The organism is Mesorhizobium sp. M1322 (genome assembly GCF_040318085.1).
Taxonomy (GTDB): domain Bacteria; phylum Pseudomonadota; class Alphaproteobacteria; order Rhizobiales; family Rhizobiaceae; genus Mesorhizobium.
The window spans coordinates 1-16,271 of record NZ_JAMYLP010000078.1; the positions used below are offsets into that span (position 1 = coordinate 1).

General features: G+C 62.7%; 15 protein-coding genes and 1 other RNA gene. 14 read left to right on the top strand and 2 right to left on the bottom strand.

The window, feature by feature from the left end; all coding sequences use genetic code 11:
- Positions 1-2,571, bottom strand: a 2,571-nt coding sequence (locus NKH12_RS23330; RefSeq protein WP_352955300.1) for a hydantoinase/oxoprolinase family protein, incomplete at its 3' end; no start/stop codon positions are given.
- A gap of 200 nt (positions 2,572-2,771) precedes the next feature.
- On the opposite strand from NKH12_RS23330, the gene NKH12_RS23335 reads away from it, so the two are divergent.
- The 7 genes from NKH12_RS23335 (at position 2,772) to NKH12_RS23365 (ending at position 7,071) form a co-directional block, all read left to right on the top strand.
- Positions 2,772-2,969 carry a hypothetical protein gene (locus NKH12_RS23335; protein ID WP_352955301.1) on the top strand — a complete coding sequence of 66 codons (198 nt, stop codon included), beginning with the start codon at positions 2,772-2,774 and terminating at the stop codon, positions 2,967-2,969.
- A gap of 448 nt (positions 2,970-3,417) precedes the next feature.
- Positions 3,418-4,137, top strand: coding sequence for a TerB family tellurite resistance protein (locus NKH12_RS23340; protein ID WP_352955302.1), 720 nt, complete (start codon positions 3,418-3,420; stop codon positions 4,135-4,137).
- On the top strand, positions 4,134-4,895 hold the full coding sequence (locus NKH12_RS23345; protein WP_352955303.1) for an N-acetylmuramoyl-L-alanine amidase: 762 nt from the start codon (positions 4,134-4,136) through the stop codon (positions 4,893-4,895). Before NKH12_RS23340 ends, NKH12_RS23345 begins: the two co-directional genes overlap by 4 nt.
- Before the next feature lie 183 nt (positions 4,896-5,078).
- Positions 5,079-5,858, top strand: a complete 780-nt coding sequence (locus NKH12_RS23350) for a lytic transglycosylase domain-containing protein (RefSeq protein ID WP_352955304.1) — start codon at positions 5,079-5,081, stop codon at positions 5,856-5,858.
- 59 nt (positions 5,859-5,917) lie between these two features.
- An RNA gene (gene rnpB / locus NKH12_RS23355) (RNase P RNA component class A) lies at positions 5,918-6,315 on the top strand.
- Between the two features lie 181 nt (positions 6,316-6,496).
- Positions 6,497-6,781: a type II toxin-antitoxin system ParD family antitoxin gene (locus NKH12_RS23360; protein ID WP_352955305.1), complete on the top strand. Its 285-nt coding sequence runs from the start codon at positions 6,497-6,499 to the stop codon at positions 6,779-6,781.
- A complete protein-coding gene (locus NKH12_RS23365) occupies positions 6,778-7,071 on the top strand; it encodes a type II toxin-antitoxin system RelE/ParE family toxin (protein WP_352955306.1) in 294 nt (97 codons plus the stop codon). The genes NKH12_RS23360 and NKH12_RS23365 overlap by 4 nt, the downstream gene beginning before the upstream one ends.
- A gap of 9 nt (positions 7,072-7,080) precedes the next feature.
- Here the strand turns inward: NKH12_RS23365 and NKH12_RS23370 are convergent, their stop codons facing one another.
- Positions 7,081-8,196: a cystathionine gamma-lyase gene (locus tag NKH12_RS23370; RefSeq protein ID WP_352955307.1), complete on the bottom strand. Its 1,116-nt coding sequence runs from the start codon at positions 8,194-8,196 to the stop codon at positions 7,081-7,083.
- 402 nt (positions 8,197-8,598) lie between these two features.
- Here NKH12_RS23370 and mraZ point away from each other — a divergent pair, with 402 nt between their 5' ends.
- From mraZ to mraY, 7 genes are read left to right on the top strand one after another with little or no spacing between them, the layout of a single operon-like run.
- Positions 8,599-9,057 (top strand): division/cell wall cluster transcriptional repressor MraZ, encoded by a 459-nt coding sequence (mraZ, locus tag NKH12_RS23375; protein WP_123151963.1) that lies wholly within the window; start codon positions 8,599-8,601, stop codon positions 9,055-9,057.
- Entirely contained in the window at positions 9,054-10,085 is a 1,032-nt protein-coding gene (gene rsmH / locus NKH12_RS23380) for a 16S rRNA (cytosine(1402)-N(4))-methyltransferase RsmH (RefSeq protein ID WP_352955308.1), read from the top strand. The genes mraZ and rsmH overlap by 4 nt, the downstream gene beginning before the upstream one ends.
- Positions 10,086-10,089: 4 nt before the next feature.
- A complete protein-coding gene (ftsL, locus tag NKH12_RS23385; RefSeq protein WP_352955309.1) occupies positions 10,090-10,482 on the top strand; it encodes a cell division protein FtsL in 393 nt (130 codons plus the stop codon).
- The gene (locus NKH12_RS23390) at positions 10,479-12,221 is read left to right on the top strand and encodes a peptidoglycan D,D-transpeptidase FtsI family protein (RefSeq protein ID WP_352955311.1); all 1,743 of its coding nucleotides are present in this window, start codon (positions 10,479-10,481) and stop codon (positions 12,219-12,221) included. The genes ftsL and NKH12_RS23390 overlap by 4 nt, the downstream gene beginning before the upstream one ends.
- A 54-nt stretch (positions 12,222-12,275) precedes the next feature.
- Positions 12,276-13,730, top strand: coding sequence for a UDP-N-acetylmuramoyl-L-alanyl-D-glutamate--2,6-diaminopimelate ligase (locus NKH12_RS23395; RefSeq protein WP_352955312.1), 1,455 nt, complete (start codon positions 12,276-12,278; stop codon positions 13,728-13,730).
- Positions 13,727-15,160, top strand: coding sequence for a UDP-N-acetylmuramoylalanyl-D-glutamyl-2,6-diaminopimelate--D-alanyl-D-alanine ligase (locus NKH12_RS23400; RefSeq protein ID WP_352955313.1), 1,434 nt, complete (start codon positions 13,727-13,729; stop codon positions 15,158-15,160). Before NKH12_RS23395 ends, NKH12_RS23400 begins: the two co-directional genes overlap by 4 nt.
- Before the next feature lie 23 nt (positions 15,161-15,183).
- Positions 15,184-16,266, top strand: coding sequence for a phospho-N-acetylmuramoyl-pentapeptide-transferase (mraY, locus tag NKH12_RS23405; protein WP_352955314.1), 1,083 nt, complete (start codon positions 15,184-15,186; stop codon positions 16,264-16,266).
- The last annotated feature ends 5 nt before the right edge of the window (positions 16,267-16,271 follow it).

Here is a 16,271-nt window from a genome sequence, read left to right on the forward strand (position 1 = left end):
CCCCTCGAGGGGGAGGGAAAAAACAGGCGTCACCACCGTAATATCAGGCAGATGCGTGCCGCCATTATAGGGCGCGTTGAGGGCAAAGACGTCGTCGGGGTGGATGTCGCCCGAGTTCAGCCGGATGATGGTTTCCACCGAACGGTCCATCGAGCCGAGATGCACCGGCATATGGGGCGCGTTGGCGACCAGCGCGCCATGACGGTCGAAGACGGCGCAGGAGAAATCCAGCCGCTCCTTGATGTTGACCGAATAGGCGGTGTTCTGCAGCGTCACGCCCATCTGTTCGGCGATCGACATGAACAGGTTGTTGAAGACCTCCAGCATGACCGGATCGGCCTCAGTGCCGAGCGCCGCCTGCCGGCGCTTTTTCTCGATGCGGCGCAAGAGCACATGGTTCTTGGCGGTGATCTCGGCCTGCCAGCCCGGCTCGACGACGATGGTCTGGTTCGGCTCGATGATCAGGGCAGGGCCGGCAATCCGATGCCCCGGTTTGAGCGCCTCGCGGCGGAAGATGCCGGCGTCGCGCCAGGCGCCGTCGGCGAAGATTTGCCGACTCTGCGAAGGACTTGCGGCGATGTCCTCAAGGACTGAATTACTTTCCTTGCGGCCGGTGCCGCCGGTGTCGATGCCTTCGACGCCGACCGATTCCACAATCATCGGCTTGTCGTCATAGACGAAGCCGAACTGCGCATTGTGGGCCGTTTCGAAATCGCCCTTGGCCCGTGCAATCGAGCCGTGCTCGAAATTCACCGGCAGCGCGGTATCAGTGCCGTCGTAGCGGACCTGCAGCACTGGCTTCGAGGCGACGGCGTTCTCGGCAATGCCTTGTGCGGCAAGCTCGTCGATGACGGCTTTGCGCAATTCCGCGATGAGCTCGTCGATCACCGGCCTCGAGTCTTCAGTCAGCGGCTTCAGCAGTGCCTGCTGACGTGACGCAAACACCGAGGACAATCCAATGCCATAGGCCGACAGCAGGCCGGAGAAAGGATGGATCAGCACCGCTTCCATGCCGAGTGCGTCGGCAACGAGGCAGGCATGCTGGCCGCCGGCGCCACCAAAACAGTTCAGGAGATATTCGGTGACGTCGTAGCCGCGCTGCACGGAAATCTTCTTGATGGCGTTGGCCATGTTTTCGACGGCGACGGTGATAAACCCTTCGGCCACCGCCTCCGGTGAGCGGCCGTCGCCGATTTCGGCTGCCAGTGCTGCGAATTTTTCGCGCACGGTTTGCACGTCGAGCGGCTCGTTCTGGCCGGGTCCAAAAATGGCCGGGAAGAAGTCGGGCTGCAGCTTGCCCAGCATGACATTGGCATCGGTGACGGCCAGCGGCCCGCCGCGCCGGTACGCGGCCGGGCCGGGATTGGCGCCGGCCGAATCCGGCCCGGCGCGGAAGCGCCCGGCCTCGTAATGCAGGATCGAACCGCCGCCGGCGGCGACGGTGTGGATGCGCATCATCGGCGCGCGGATGCGCACGCCGGCAACCTCGGTGTCGAAGGCGCGCTCATAGTCGCCGTCATAATGGGCGACGTCGGTAGAGGTGCCGCCCATGTCGAAGCCGATGACCTTGTCGAAACCGGCGAGTTTCGCGGTCTCGACCATGCCGACGACGCCGCCGGCCGGACCGGACAGCAACGCGTCCTTGCCCTGAAACATGTCGGCGGCAGTGAGACCACCCGACGACATCATGAACATGAGGCGAGGGGATTGGCCGATCTCCCCCCTCGTGGGAGAGATGCCCGGCAGGGCAGAGGGGGGCGCCGTAGGACGCTTTCCGTCCTCATTGGCGCCGTCGAAATGCTGAGATGCTGGCGGGACAGCGGCCCCCTCTGTCGGCTTCGCCGACATCTCCCCCACAAGGGGGGAGATTGGCGCGACGCCCAGCTCTTCCGCCACCCTTTGCACATACCTTGCCAGTATCGGCGACAGATAGGCGTCGACCACGGTGGTGTCGCCGCGACCGACCAGCTTGATGAGTGGCGAGACCTCGTGACTGACCGAGACTTGGCGAAAACCCAGTTTTCTGCAGACTTTTGCAACCGCCTTTTCGTGCTCGGGATATTTCCAGGCATGCATGAAGACGATTGCCATGGCGTCGATGCCGTCAGCCTTGGCCCGTTCGATGGCCGGGCGCACGGCAGCGATGTCGAGCAGCCGTTCGACGCAGCCGTCGGCGCGCACGCGCTCATCGACCTCGATGACGCGCTCGTAGAGCTGCTCGGGAAGAATGATCTCCTTGGCGAAGATGTCGGGCCGCGCCTGGTAGGCGATCCTCAGCGCGTCGCGAAATCCCCTGGTGATGAGCAGCAGCACACGGTCGCCCTTGCGCTCCAGAAGCGCGTTGGTGGCAACGGTGGTGCCCATCTTGATGTCGCCGATCAGGCCGAACGGGATCGGCGCGCCGGATTTCAATCCGAGCAGATCGCGAATGCCTTGGATAGCGGCGTCGGCATAGGCTTCAGGATTTTCGGATAGCAGCTTGCGCGGGTGCAACCCGCCTTCCGGGTCACGGCCGATAACGTCGGTGAAGGTGCCGCCGCGGTCGATCCAGAAATCCCATTTGGCGGTCACCGCAGCTCTCCCGGGCATTTTATTGATTCAATGCGTTAATTCGCCATGGCTTGGTGATAGTTGGCCATGGCTTCGCAGGCAACGGCAAAAGCAGATGATGTTACATGCGGAAACGCAACGTTATGAAACTCATAGGCGCCTGATGCATTCCGTCCTCGATCGTCACCCGGTAGCGGGGGCGTGATTAGAGGAGAGATGTCATGAAAAAGCTCATTCTTGCGTCAGTTTCGGCGCTTGCCCTGGTTGGCGTTGCCGCTTGCAGCGACAGCGGCACGGGCGGGGACGCCACAACCACGCAGAGCACCAATCCGCCGGCGAACGAACAGCCGATGCAGCCGGCTCCTGACGCCACGAAGCCAGCTGAGCCCGCTCCGGCACAGCCTGCGCCGGCGCAGTAGTTCCCATGTGATGCACAGAAGGCCGGCATCATGCCGGCCTTCTGACTTCTGGATATGCGCCTTGCGGCTGTTGCCGCAGCGCAAGCACAGTTTCGCCGGGTCACTTTTTCGCCCCGCAGCAGGGGCCGAAATGGCAAGGCGACGAAGGCTTGCAGCAATTGCACCTGGCTGACACGAGCAATAACGCCCAGCAGCCCACCTGTCAGCTCGGCGTAGCCAGTTTCTCCGACACGACATAGCCGAAGCTCGCCGCCAAGCGGCAACGACCAGCAAGATGTCACAATGCCTGCGGTTCGCGCCATGGCCGGTGCCCCGACGGCCGTCTCTTGATTTTCCATGATCGACGGTCAGCGCCGGCTGCTTCAGGCGGCCCGCGAAATCGGTTGGGCCGGCCCTGCGGCATTGTCTTCGCTTGATAGCGGTGGCCGGTTAGCCGTAATAGGTGCTCATGTCGATTTGGGATCGCCTCGGCGACTTCATCACCCGCGTTTCGTCCTCAACCTCGTCGGGTGTCGCCGACGTCGTTGAGGCCGTGCGCACGGTTTTCTCCGGCGACCCCGATCTGCGCCGGCGCGTCGCCTTCTCGGTGGCGATGATCGCGCTGTCGGCCAAGATGGCCAAGGCCGACGGCGTTGTCACGCCGGACGAGGTGCGCGCCTTCCAGCAGATATTCGAAGTGCCGAAGGACCAAACGCGCAATGTGGCGCGGCTCTACGATCTGGCCAAGCGCGACATCGCCGGCTTCGAGACCTATGCCGCGCGCATGGCGCAGCTTTGTGGCTCCGGTCATTCGAACTGCGCGATGCTTGAGGATATTCTCGACGGGCTGTTTCATATCGCCAAGGCTGACGGGTTGGTCCACGAGCGCGAAGGCCAGTTCCTGCATCGCATCGCCGAGATCTTCCGGATAGAGGAGGCGCACTACCAGAGCATTCTGGCCCGGCACGTCGACCTGGGTGCGGCCGATCCTTATGTCGTGCTTGGCATCGAGCGGGGAAAAACGTTCGAGGAGGTCAGGAAGCGTTATCGCAAGCTGGTTTCGGACAACCATCCGGACCGGCTGATCGCACGCGGGCTGCCGCAGGAATTCATCAAGATCGCAACGAGCAGGATAGCGGCGATCAACGCGGCCTATGAGATGATCGAACGAGGCCTGCGGCACGCATGAGCGGCTTCCCGCCCGACGAGCCCAGCGCCGAGGTAAGGGTATCGCCGAATTTCGGTCCACGACGCGATAAGCTCGACATGATCGTGCTGCACTACACCGGCATGCAGACCGGCGCCGGGGCCGAAGCATGGCTGTGCGATCCGGCCAGCGAGGTTTCGTCGCACTACATCGTCCATGAGGACGGCCGCATTATCCAGATGGTCAGGGAAAGCGACCGTGCCTGGCATGCCGGCAAGAGTTCGTGGTTCGGACGCACCGACATCAACTCCTGTTCGGTCGGCATCGAGATCGTCAATCCGGGGCATTTGCTGGGCTATCGGAATTTTCCGAAACGGCAGATCGATGCCGTCATCGGCCTGTGCAAGGGGATCATCCAGCGCCATTCCATTCCAGCTCAACGGGTGCTTGCCCATTCCGACGTGGCGCCGGGACGCAAGATCGATCCGGGCGAGAAATTCCCTTGGAAGGCCCTGTTCGAGGCCGGTGTCGGCCATCTCGTCGAAGCGGCACCTGTCAGGCGCGGCGCGGTGCTAAGGGCCGGCGATGCGGATGCCGAGGTCGAGGCGCTGCAATCGATGCTGGCGCTCTACGGTTATGGCGTGGAGATATCAGGCGCCTTCGACCGGCAGACCGAAATCGTGGTCGAGGCTTTTCAACGGCACTTCCGCCAACGCAAAGTGGATGGCGTGGCCGACGGATCGACAATTCGCACGCTGGAAAGGCTGCTTGCCTCCGTGAGAGCAGTCCCGTCCAAGTAGTCTTTTCCTAGCGTTGAGTTACAGCCTGTCACTCAAAGTGACTTGCCCCGCCTTTTTTGCCGCCAATTCGGTCGTCAAAGGCGATCCGTGCAAGTTGTCGGACCTACAGCCTCCCAGATGTTCCGATGTTGATTGGCGTAGCTGCGTGAAGTTCTTCGCGCGGTTCAAACAGAACAGGATCCCATGCAGAAATTGACCGTTTTAACGGCAGCTGTTGCTGCCGGCGTAATGACTTTTGCCATCGGTGCGGCCAATGGCGCGCCGTTGAGCCAGCGAGCAGACCAGGGTTTCATTACCGCGTCCGATAAGACAGCCACGCCGAAAGCCGGCCAAGATGCAAAGGAAAAAAGCACAGCCCCCGCAAAGGCGAAAAAAGCTGCTGCGGTAAAGGCGAAAAAGCCAGCCTCCGCAAAGGCGGAAAAAGCTGGGGTTAAGGTGAAAGAGCCAGCCTCTGCAAAAAAGGCAGTCCCCAAGCGGCACGTGAAGCGTAACAGGACCCGCATCGACCAGGCGACGACCGCGTCGATCGGCCGGAAAAGCGGGGCGGCGGCGCCGAAGGCGGCGGCCGCTGGCGGCAGTGGCCAATATTCGGCGATCATCGAGCGTCATGCCGCCAGCAATGGTGTGCCGGTGTCGCTCGCCCACGCGGTCATCATGATCGAAAGCAGCTTCCGGCCGAACCAGGTCGGCAGCGCCGGTGAGATCGGCCTGATGCAGATCAAGCCGTCGACGGCGCGAATGATGGGTTACAACGGCTCGATCAAGGGCCTCTACGATCCCGAGACCAACATCAAATACGGCATGAAATACCTCGCCATGGCGCGGAACCTCGGCGACGGCACGACCTGCGGCACGATCCTCAAATACAATGCCGGCCATGGCGCCAAACGGATGAACCCGATTTCCGCGGCCTATTGCGGCAAGGTCAAGGTGCAGTTGGCCGCGCTTGGAGCGCCGGCGTAATAAGCCGGAACCTGCTTTTTTGTTTGCGTTTTCGGACGTGAACCCCTTTATACGCCTTGCCAGCTGGCTGGGCGGCCGCACCCGCGAAGCCGAAAGGCTGCGGGTGAGGAAAGTCCGGGCTCCATGGAGACACGGTGCCGGTTAATGGCCGGCGGGGGCGACCCTAGGGAAAGTGCCACAGAAAGCAAACCGCCATGATCCGTCGTGGTAAGGGTGAAAGGGTGGGGTAAGAGCCCACCGCGCGACTGGCAACAGGAGCGGCACGGTAAACCCCACCGGGAGCAAGACCGAATAGGGACGGTGCGAGGGGAAACCCTCGAGGGCTGTTTCCGGCTCACCGTCCGGGTAGGTTGCGTGAGGTGCATGGCAACATGCGCCCAAGATGAATGGCCGCCACGTTCTCGCGCCGCAAGGGGCGAGGGCCATACAGAACCCGGCTTACAGGCCAGCTGGCAATTTCTTCCAGGTTCTACAAGAAAATCTCCTTGTATCAACAGGTTGCGTCTTCGGGCGCGCCTGCTGGTTCAGGCGCTTCATTGGCTGAGTCAGCTTTCGCTGGGCTGTGCGCGGAGCAAGCGTTTCTTGAAACAGGTGCGATTAAATCGTACCATAGCTGCGGGCAATAGCAGGAGCGCATCATGGGTCAGGTGGACAAACGCAGCATCACGCTTTCGCCGGAACTGGCGGCGGCGGTCGACGACGTGGTCGCCGCCGGCGAATATGCTTCGGCGAGCGAGGTGATCCGCGACGCGCTCAGGCAATGGAAGGACCGCCGCGACCTGCACGGCTATACCGTCGAGGAGTTGCGCAAGCTGGTGCAGGAGGGGATCGACAGCGGACCGGCGCTGGACGGGCCGCCAATCATGGAACGATTACGTGCCAAATATCTGAAAATGGCCGAGGCCAAAGGCCTTGGGGAGTGAAATACCGCCTGCTTCCTCAGGCATTGATCGACCTCGAACTTATCGGCGACTACATTGCCGAACACAATCCAAACGCTGCGGTCCGTCTCGTGGACACCTTGGAAAGGCGATGGGATCTGCTGATCCTGCATCCCTTCTCAGGCGCACCGCGCGAAGACATTGCGCCTGGCATCCGTCATCTGGTCGTCGGCGAGTATCTCACCTTGTATCGTGTCGGCGAGGTTGCAGTCGAGATCCTGCGCGTGCTGCATGGCCGGCGCAATATCGAAGCCGACGATCTGGCTTCGTGATCGGTTCGTTCAGCCGCCGATGCCGTCCAGCGACGCTTCGATCGCCTGCCAAAGCTCTTCCACCGGTTCGCAGCCGACCGACAGGCGAACGAAGCCGGGCGGAACAGCGTCTCCTCTTTTTGCTCGCCGTTCCGCCGACGTATGCACGCCTCCGAACGACGTCGCCGCTTGCATCAATGCGCAGTTGTTGATGAAATCCTCGGCCTTGCCCTCCGATGCCAGTACAAACGAGATGAGAAAGCCGAAGCGCTCCATCTGGGCGCGGGCAAGATTGTGCGATGGATCGCTTTCCAATCCGGGAAAGCGCAGACCGCTGACAGCGGGGTGGCCTTGCAGCCGCCGCGCGATGACTTCGGCGGAAGAACACATGCGGTCGAAACGGACGTCGAGCGTTTCCAAGCCGCGATGCACAAGCCACGCCTCGAACGGCCCGGGAATGGCGCCCGACGTCTCGCGCCAGCCGGACACGGCGGCGATGATGTCGGCATTGCGGCTGGCGACATGGCCGAACAGGACGTCGGAATGGCCATTGGGTGCCTTGGTGTCCGCGGCAATGACGATGTCGGCGCCGAGATCGAGCGGGCGCTGGCCGAAGGGCGTCATCGTCGTGTTGTCGACCACCAGGATTGCGCCCGCTTTGTGCACGGCTTCGGCGACAGCCGTAATGTCGCAGATATCCAGTCCCGGATTGGCGGGAGTTTCGACGAAGGCCAGTCGATATCCATCGAAGCCGCCGTCGAGGAAGCTTGATGTCGGCCGGAGATCATGGGCGACGCCGAAAGGTTTTAGGAAACCGTCCGCCAGCGCCCGCGTGGTGTGATAGCCGTCCGACGGCAGCAGGATTCGGTCGCCGGATTTGAGCAACCCAAAAAGCACCGCCGAGATCGCAGCCATTCCCGAAGGGAAGGCAACGCATGGCGCGCCTTCCAGATGCGCCAGCATGTGTTCGACCGCGTCCCAGGTCGGATTGCTGAAGCGGCCATATTGATCGAAGCCGGTGGCGTCGCCGGGTGCGTGGAAAATGGCGGCCATAGTTAGGGGCAGAGGAATTGGGTCGCCCTTAGCAAGCCTGCCGCGACGCAGATGGGGAAGTGCCGCCGCGCGGGACTGGGCTTTTTCGGACATGGTTTCAACCTTGTTTCAGACCGGGAAAGGACGGGCTGACGCTATGCGCGGTGGCGATCCGGGGCAAGCCGCCTCCGGTTAGGCCAAGCGGCTCTAAACGCTTCGTTAGGCTTAATGGAGCATAAAGACGGGAGTGCCGTCAAAGCTGCTCTCATCGGTTGTGGCACGCGCGTTTGTGAACCTATTCCCGTTGACGCCCATAGCGCCCCATGATATCCCATTTCGATATTCAAGCCTTCGTTCCGCGTCAGGGTGAAGCGTACGCCAATCGGGCAGCCGCGGCGGCTGCGCGTTTGCTTGTTTTCGCCTGGAACGAAGTGAGTTTTGGGCAGGGACCGCGCCGGGGCGGCGCGGGCGGGAAGATGCAGAGGGGTGCGGCGGCGCAAGCGGCCGTAACGCGTAATGGACCGGTTTCTGTCAAGCGCGGTGAACAGGATCGATGCGAAGGGACGGGTGTCCGTTCCAGCGCATTTCCGTGCGGTTGTGCAGAAACGCGGCTATTCGGAACTCTATGCGCTGCGCTGCCTGGATCGCCCGGCGATGGATGTCGGCGGGCTCGACCTGCTCGACCGCTACGAGCAGCGCATCGCGCAGGAAGACCCCTTCCTGCAGACGGCCGACGACATGTCGTTCTTCTGCCATGGCGATGGAACATTTCTCAAGCTCGATCAGGACGGCCGCATCTCGATGACCGATTTCATCCGCGAGCACACCGGCATTTCCGCGGAAGCGGCGTTTGTCGGTCGCGGCAATTTCTTTCAGATCTGGGAACCTGGACGGCTCACCGCCTACGGGGCGGAAGCACGCGCCCGGCTTTTGCAGCTTCGGCAGGGGACGAAGCCTGGGGAGCGACCGGAATGATGGCGGGCTACGGCGATGACCCTCACGCCGTTGGCGGACCGGCCCGTCACATTCCGGTCCTCCTTGCCGAAGTGCTGGAGGCGCTTTCGCCTAAAGCGGGCGAGCTGATCGTCGACGGCACCTTCGGCGCCGGCGGCTACACCAAAGCCATTCTGGCAAGCGGCGCCTCGGTCGTCGCTATAGACCGCGATCCGGATGCGATCGCTGCGGGTCGTGTCCTCGAACATCAATCAGGCGGCAAGCTCAGGCTCGTTCAGGCGCCGTTCTCGACATTGGACGAGCATGTCGAAAGTGCCGACGGCGTCGTCCTCGACATTGGCATCTCCTCAATGCAGATCGACCAGGCGGAGCGCGGCTTTTCGTTCCGCGCCGACGGACCCCTCGATATGCGTATGGCGCAGGCGGGCCTCAGCGCCGCCGATGTCGTCAACAGCTTCAAAGTGGGCGACCTTGCCCGCATCTTCGGGTTTCTTGGCGAAGAGCGTCATGCCGGCCGCATCGCCCGCATGATCGAAAGCCGTCGCGAAAAACATCCGTTCGAACGCACGCTCGACCTTGCCGACGCCATCGAAACGCATGTCGGCCGCGCGCCGAAGGACAAGATCCATCCGGCGACACGCGTCTTCCAGGCGCTGCGCATTTTCGTCAATGACGAACTCGGCGAACTGGCCAAAGCGCTGTTTGCGGCTGAGCGCGTGCTGAAACCGGGCGGACGGCTGGCCGTGGTGACGTTCCACTCCCTGGAAGACCGCATCGTCAAGCGCTTCATCGCCGACCGCGCCGATGCGGCGACCGGATCGCGGCACCTGCCCGAGGCGCAAGCGCGCACCGCCACCTTCAAAAAGGCGGGTAGCGGCGTGACGCCTGAGGAGGCCGAGATATCGGCCAATCCGCGCGCGCGCTCGGCAAGGCTGCGCGTTGCTGCCCGCACCGACGCACCGGCGCGCGCCGGCGACTTTTCGATTTTCGGGCTTCCAAAACTTCCTGACCCAAAACTTCCCGGTGCCGAGCGGCCGGGAGAGAGGTGAGCACGTGTTTCGTACCAGCGACATAGTCCTTATCGCCGTCATGGTTTCGGCTGCGGCCTTGACCTACAAGACCAAGCGCGAGGCCGAGGAACAATTGGCGGCGGTGCACAAGATCCAGGCGCAGATCCGATATGAGGAGGATACGATCGACCTGCTCAAGGCGGACTGGAGCCTGCTTACCCAGCCGTCTCGCCTGCAAAAGCTGGCCGACATCTACAAATCGCAACTCGAGCTCGAGCCGGTCAGCGCCCGCCAGATCATCGGGCTGGACGATCTGCCGGCAAAACCCGTTACCATCGAGGACCTTTCGTCGCAGCCGCTGGGCGGCATGGCCGACAATTCCGGCAAGGAACCGATCGGCAACGACGCGATAATCACCGGAGGCATCGTCCAATGATCGCCAGACTTCCAGTGATGGCCAGGCTTCCTTTGATCGCCAGACTGCTGAAGCGCCGCGCCAAGTCGGAAGACGGATCGATTGTGGTGGAAGGCGCCCGCAAGGCGACCGGCGGCAAGGGCAGGACCCGCATCGTGATGACGATGGCGGTGTTCTTCGGCATCTATTCGACCATCACCGGGCGGCTGGTCTATCTCGGTTTCCAGAATCCCGACCTGTCCGGCGGTCCGCAGAGCCGGGTGACGGCGTCTCGGCCCGATATCATCGACCGCAACGGCGAAGTGCTGGCGACGGATATCAAGACGGCGTCGCTGTTTGCCGAGCCGCGCCGCATTGTCGACGCCGACGAGGCGATCGAAAAGCTGGCGACGGTGCTTCCCGAAATCGACTACGAGCAGACCTACCATAAGCTGAAGAGCGGCGCCGGCTTCGTCTGGCTGCAGCGGCAACTGACGCCCAAGCAACAATCGGATATCATGCAACTCGGCATTCCCGGCTTCGGCTTCCGCACCGAAAAGCGCCGCTTCTATCCGGCTGGCGAAACCTCGTCCTACATTGTCGGGCTCACCAACATCGACAACCAGGGCATCTCGGGCATGGAGAAATACATCGACGAACAGGGGCTGAGCGACCTTCAGGCGTCGGGACTGGCGGTGGCAAAGGATCTGAAGCCGGTGCAGCTCTCGATCGACCTGCGCGTCCAGCATATCGTGCGTGACGAGGTCGCGACCGGCATGGAGAAATACCGCGCAATCGCAGCGGGCGCCGTCGTTCTCAACATCAAGACCGGCGAAGTGATGGCGATGGCCTCGGTTCCTGATTTCGATCCCAACAACCCCTACAATGCCCAGGACAAGGACCGCTTGAACCGCATGTCGGCCGGCCTTTACGAAATGGGTTCGACGTTGAAGAGCTTCACCACCGCCATGGCGCTCGATTCCGGCAAAGTGACGCTGGAAAGCCGTTTCGACGCTTCGCGCCCGATCAGGATCGGCCGTCAGACCATCCATGATTTTCACGGCAAGGCCCGGGTGCTGTCGGTGCCCGAAGTGTTCATCTACTCGTCCAACATCGGTTCGGCCAAGGAAGCCGAAGCGGTTGGCATCGAGGGGCACCGCGAATTCCTGCATCGCCTGGGCATCCTCGAGAAGATGCAGACGGAACTGCCTGAGGTCGCCCGCCCGACCGAGCCCAAAATCTGGAAACAGGTCCATTCGATTACCATCGCCTTTGGTCACGGCGTGTCGACGACGCCGCTGCAGACGGCGGTCGGTTGTGCCGCGCTGGTGAACGGCGGCTATCTGATCCAGCCGACATTCCTGAGACGCGCGCAGGAACAGGCGATGTCGGTGGCCAAGAAAGTTGTCAGCGACAAGACCTCCGAGAGCATGCGCTATCTCTACGCACTGAACGCCGAGAAAGGCTCAGGCAGGAACGCCAGGGTTCCTGGTTATCGCGTCGGCGGCAAGACCGGAACGGCAGAGAAGGTTGTCAACGGCCGCTACTCAAAGGACAAGAATTTCAACGCCTTCGTCGCGGCTTTCCCGATGGACGATCCGCAATACATCGTGCTTACGATCGCCGACGAACCGAAGCCGGAAAAACCCGGCATGGGTGCGACGGCCGCCTCGAATGCTGGTGTCATGGCCGCAAACATTATCCGACGTTCGGCTTCCATGCTTGGCGTGAAGCCAGATTTCAGCCATGAAAATGGCGCAACGCTGGTTTCCTATCAGTGATTCTTAGGGCGCGCCGGCAACTGCGCGCTATTTTGTTGCTATGAACGGGGTTCGATGAAGCTGAAAGATCTAGCCGGTATCCTGCCTGTCGAGGGGACAGCTTCCTTCGATACGGAGGTTACCGGGATTTCGTCGGATTCCCGCCAGGTAGCACCGGGCGTGGTTTTCTTCGCACTCACTGGCACCAAAACCGATGGCGCGACCTATGCCGCCGATGCCGCCAAGCGCGGCGCAGCAGCGATCGTGGCTGGCAAGGGCAGCGCCGTCGCCGGACTGCCGGTGCCCGTTCTCGCCGTCGACGATCCGAGCCTTGCGCTGGCGCTGAGCGCCGCCCGCTACTTCGGCAGGCAGCCGCAAACCATGGTCGCGGTGACCGGTACCAGCGGCAAGACATCGGTTGCGGCTTTCACCAGACAGATCTGGGAGCAGTCAGGCTTTGCGGCTGCTTCGATCGGCACGACCGGCGTGGTGGCGCCGGGCCGCAACGAATATGGTTCGCTGACCACCCCCGACCCGGTTGATCTGCACAGGCTGCTGAGGGAACTGGCGGATGCCGGCGTCACCCACGCATCGATGGAGGCCTCCAGCCACGGTCTCGACCAGCGCCGGCTCGACGGCGTCAAGCTTGCAGCCGGCGGCTTCACCAATCTCGGCCGCGACCACATGGACTATCATCCGACGGTCGAGGACTATCATCGCGCCAAGCTGCGCCTGTTCGACACGCTGCTGCCGAAGGGCGCGCCGGCCGTCATCTTTGCCGACGATCCGTGGTCGGAGCCGACGATACGGGCGGCGAGGGCGGCGGGACTGAATGTGCTGACGGTCGGCCGTCACGGCGAGTTCCTGACACTGAAGCGGGTCGAGCACGAGCGCCACCGCCAGCGTGCCGAGGTCGAAGTCGATGGCGTTCTTCACGAGATCGGCCTGCCGCTGGCCGGCGATTTCCAGATAGCCAATGCCCTGGTTTCGGCGGGCCTCGCCATCTCCACTGGAACGCCTGCCGCCAAAGCCCTGATGGCGTTGGAGAAATTGAAAGGCGCGCCGGGCCGGCTCGATCTCGTTGGGACAACATCCCACGGCGCGCCGGTCTATGTCGATTATGCGCATAAGCCGGACGCGCTGGAAAACGTCTTGGCCTCGGTGCGACCGTTCACCACCGGTCGCGTCATCGTCGTGTTCGGCTGCGGCGGCGACCGCGACCGGGGCAAGCGTCCGATCATGGGCGAGATCGCCACGCGGCTCGCCGATGTCGTCATCGTCACCGACGACAATCCGCGCTCGGAAGTGCCCGAAACGATCCGCGCTGCGATCCTTGCCGCCGCACCCGACGCCATTGAGATCGGCGATCGGCGCAGGGCGATCCACGAGGCCGTCGCCATGCTCCATGCCGGCGACACGCTGATCGTGGCCGGCAAGGGGCATGAGGAAGGCCAGAACATCGGCGCCGAGACGTTGCATTTTTCCGACCATGAGGAAGTCCGCGCCGCGCTCCAGGAGCACGCCGCATGAGCTTCCTGTGGACCTCCGAGGATCTCGTCGCCGCCATGGGCGGACGACCGCTCGGTCCGATGCCGGAGGGCATCAGCGGCATCTCGATCGACAGCCGCAGCCTTGAGCCGGGCGATGCTTTCTTCGCCATCAAGGGCGAGGCGATGGACGGCCATGATTTCGCGACCGCCGCCATCAAGGCCGGCGCCGGCGTGCTGGTCGTCGCCGAGGGCAAGCTGCCGTCGCTCGGGCGGCTGACGGCGCCGATGATCGTCGTGCAGGATGTGCTGGCCGCACTGGAAAAGCTAGGGCTGGCCGCACGCGCGCGCTCGAACGCCAAGATCATCGCGGTGACCGGTTCGGCGGGCAAGACCACCACCAAGGAAGCGCTGCGCCATGTGCTGTCCGCGGTCGGCAAGGTGCACGCATCGGCCCAGTCTTTCAACAACCACTGGGGCGTCCCGCTGACGCTGGCGCGGATGCCGGCGGATTGCGACTACGCCGTCTTCGAGATCGGCATGAACCATCCCGACGAGATCCGGCCGCTGGTCAAGATGGTCCGGCCGCATGTTGCCATCGTCACGCTGATCGCCGCGGCACATCTGGGCTTTTTCCGCAATCTGGACGAGATCGCCAAGGCCAAGGCCGAGATTTTCGAGGGGCTGGAACCGGATGGCGCCGTCCTTCTCAACCGCGACGATCCGCGCTGGAAGCTCCTGGACAAGATGGCGAGAGCCGCCGGCGTCGAGCATATTTACGGCTTTGGCGAGAATGCCCGTGCGACCTTCAAACTGCACAAATGCGCGCTGCATGCCGATCATTCTGTCATCACCGCCAAAATCGGCGGTCAGGAGATCACCGCCAGGGTTGGCGCGCCGGGCCGCCACATGGTGCAGAATGTGCTGGCCGTGCTGGGCGCCGCGCATCTGGTCGGCGCCGACATCGCCAGGGTGGCGCTGGCACTGGCCGATCTTTCGGCCGAACGCGGACGCGGCAAGCGCCACGTGCTGCGCCACCCGAAAGGTCCGATCACGCTGATCGACGAGAGCTACAACGCCAATCCGGCGTCGATGAGCGCTGCAATGGCGCTGCTCAACGCGACGCCGGTGTCGGGCGAAGGCAGGCGCATCGCGGTGCTCGGCGACATGCTCGAACTCGGCGACCATTCGGCGAAGCTGCACGCAGCCCTTGCCGATCTCATCGTCGGCACCGACACGCGCACGGTCTTTCTCGCCGGCCCGGAAATGCGGGCGCTGGCCGATATCCTGCCTGATGAGATCGAGACGGAGTATCGCGCCGGCGCAGAGGATCTGAAACTGGTGCTTCTGTCGGCGCTGAAGCCCGGCGACGTGGTGATGATCAAATCGTCGAAAGGCATCGGGTTTTCCAAGTTGGTCGACGCACTGCTCAGAAAATTTCCGGCTGTAGCCACAACCGCCAAACAGACCTAGAGCCAGGTCCGGGGGCCGATCGCATGTTCACACTGCTCGTCGAATTCGCGGACAAGATCTCGGTGTTCAACGTCTTTCGCTACATAACCTTCCGCACCGGCGGCGCGCTGATCACCGCTGCGCTGATCGTCTTCATCTTCGGGCCGGCCATCATCAATTCACTAAGGCTGAGGCAGGGCAAGGGCCAGCCGATCCGCGCCGACGGCCCGCAGACGCATTTCAAGAAAGCCGGCACGCCGACCATGGGCGGGCTTATGATCCTGTGCGGCATCATCGGCTCGTCGCTTTTGTGGGCGAACCTGTCCAGCATCTATGTCTGGGTGGTGCTGCTGGTGACCCTAGGTTTCGGCTCGATCGGCTTCTACGACGATTATCTCAAGGTGACGAAGCAATCGCATCTCGGCTTTTCCGGCAAGGCGCGGCTAGCGCTTGAATTCGTCATCGCCGGCATCGCCGCCTGGGTGATCATGCACAACGGCCAGGCGCAGTTCTCGTCGTCGCTGACGTTTCCTTTCGCCAAGGAGTTTCTCGTCAATCTCGGCTGGTTCTTCATCCCGTTCTCCTGCTTCGTCATCGTCGGCGCCGGCAATGCCGTGAACCTGACCGATGGCCTCGACGGGCTGGCGATCGTGCCGATCATGATCGCGGCGGCGTCCTTCGGAGTCATCGCTTATCTCTCCGGTAACGCGGTGTTCGCCGATTATCTGCAGATTCACTTCGTGCCCGGCACCGGCGAATTGGCGGTGGTCCTCGGCGCGGTGATCGGCGCCGGCCTCGGTTTCCTATGGTTCAACGCACCGCCGGCGGCGATCTTCATGGGCGATACCGGCTCGCTGGCCTTGGGCGGCCTGATCGGCACGGTCGCAGTTGCCACCAAGCACGAGATCGTGCTGGTCATCGTCGGCGGCCTGTTCGTCGTCGAGATCCTGTCGGTCATCATCCAGGTCGGCTACTTCAAGATGACCGGCAAGCGGGTGTTCCTGATGGCGCCGATCCACCATCATTTCGAGAAGCTCGGCTGGACCGAAAGCCAGGTGGTGATCCGCTTCTGGATCATCGCCGTCATCCTGGCGCTGGTCGGCCTGTCGACCCTCAAGCTCCGATAGGAGGT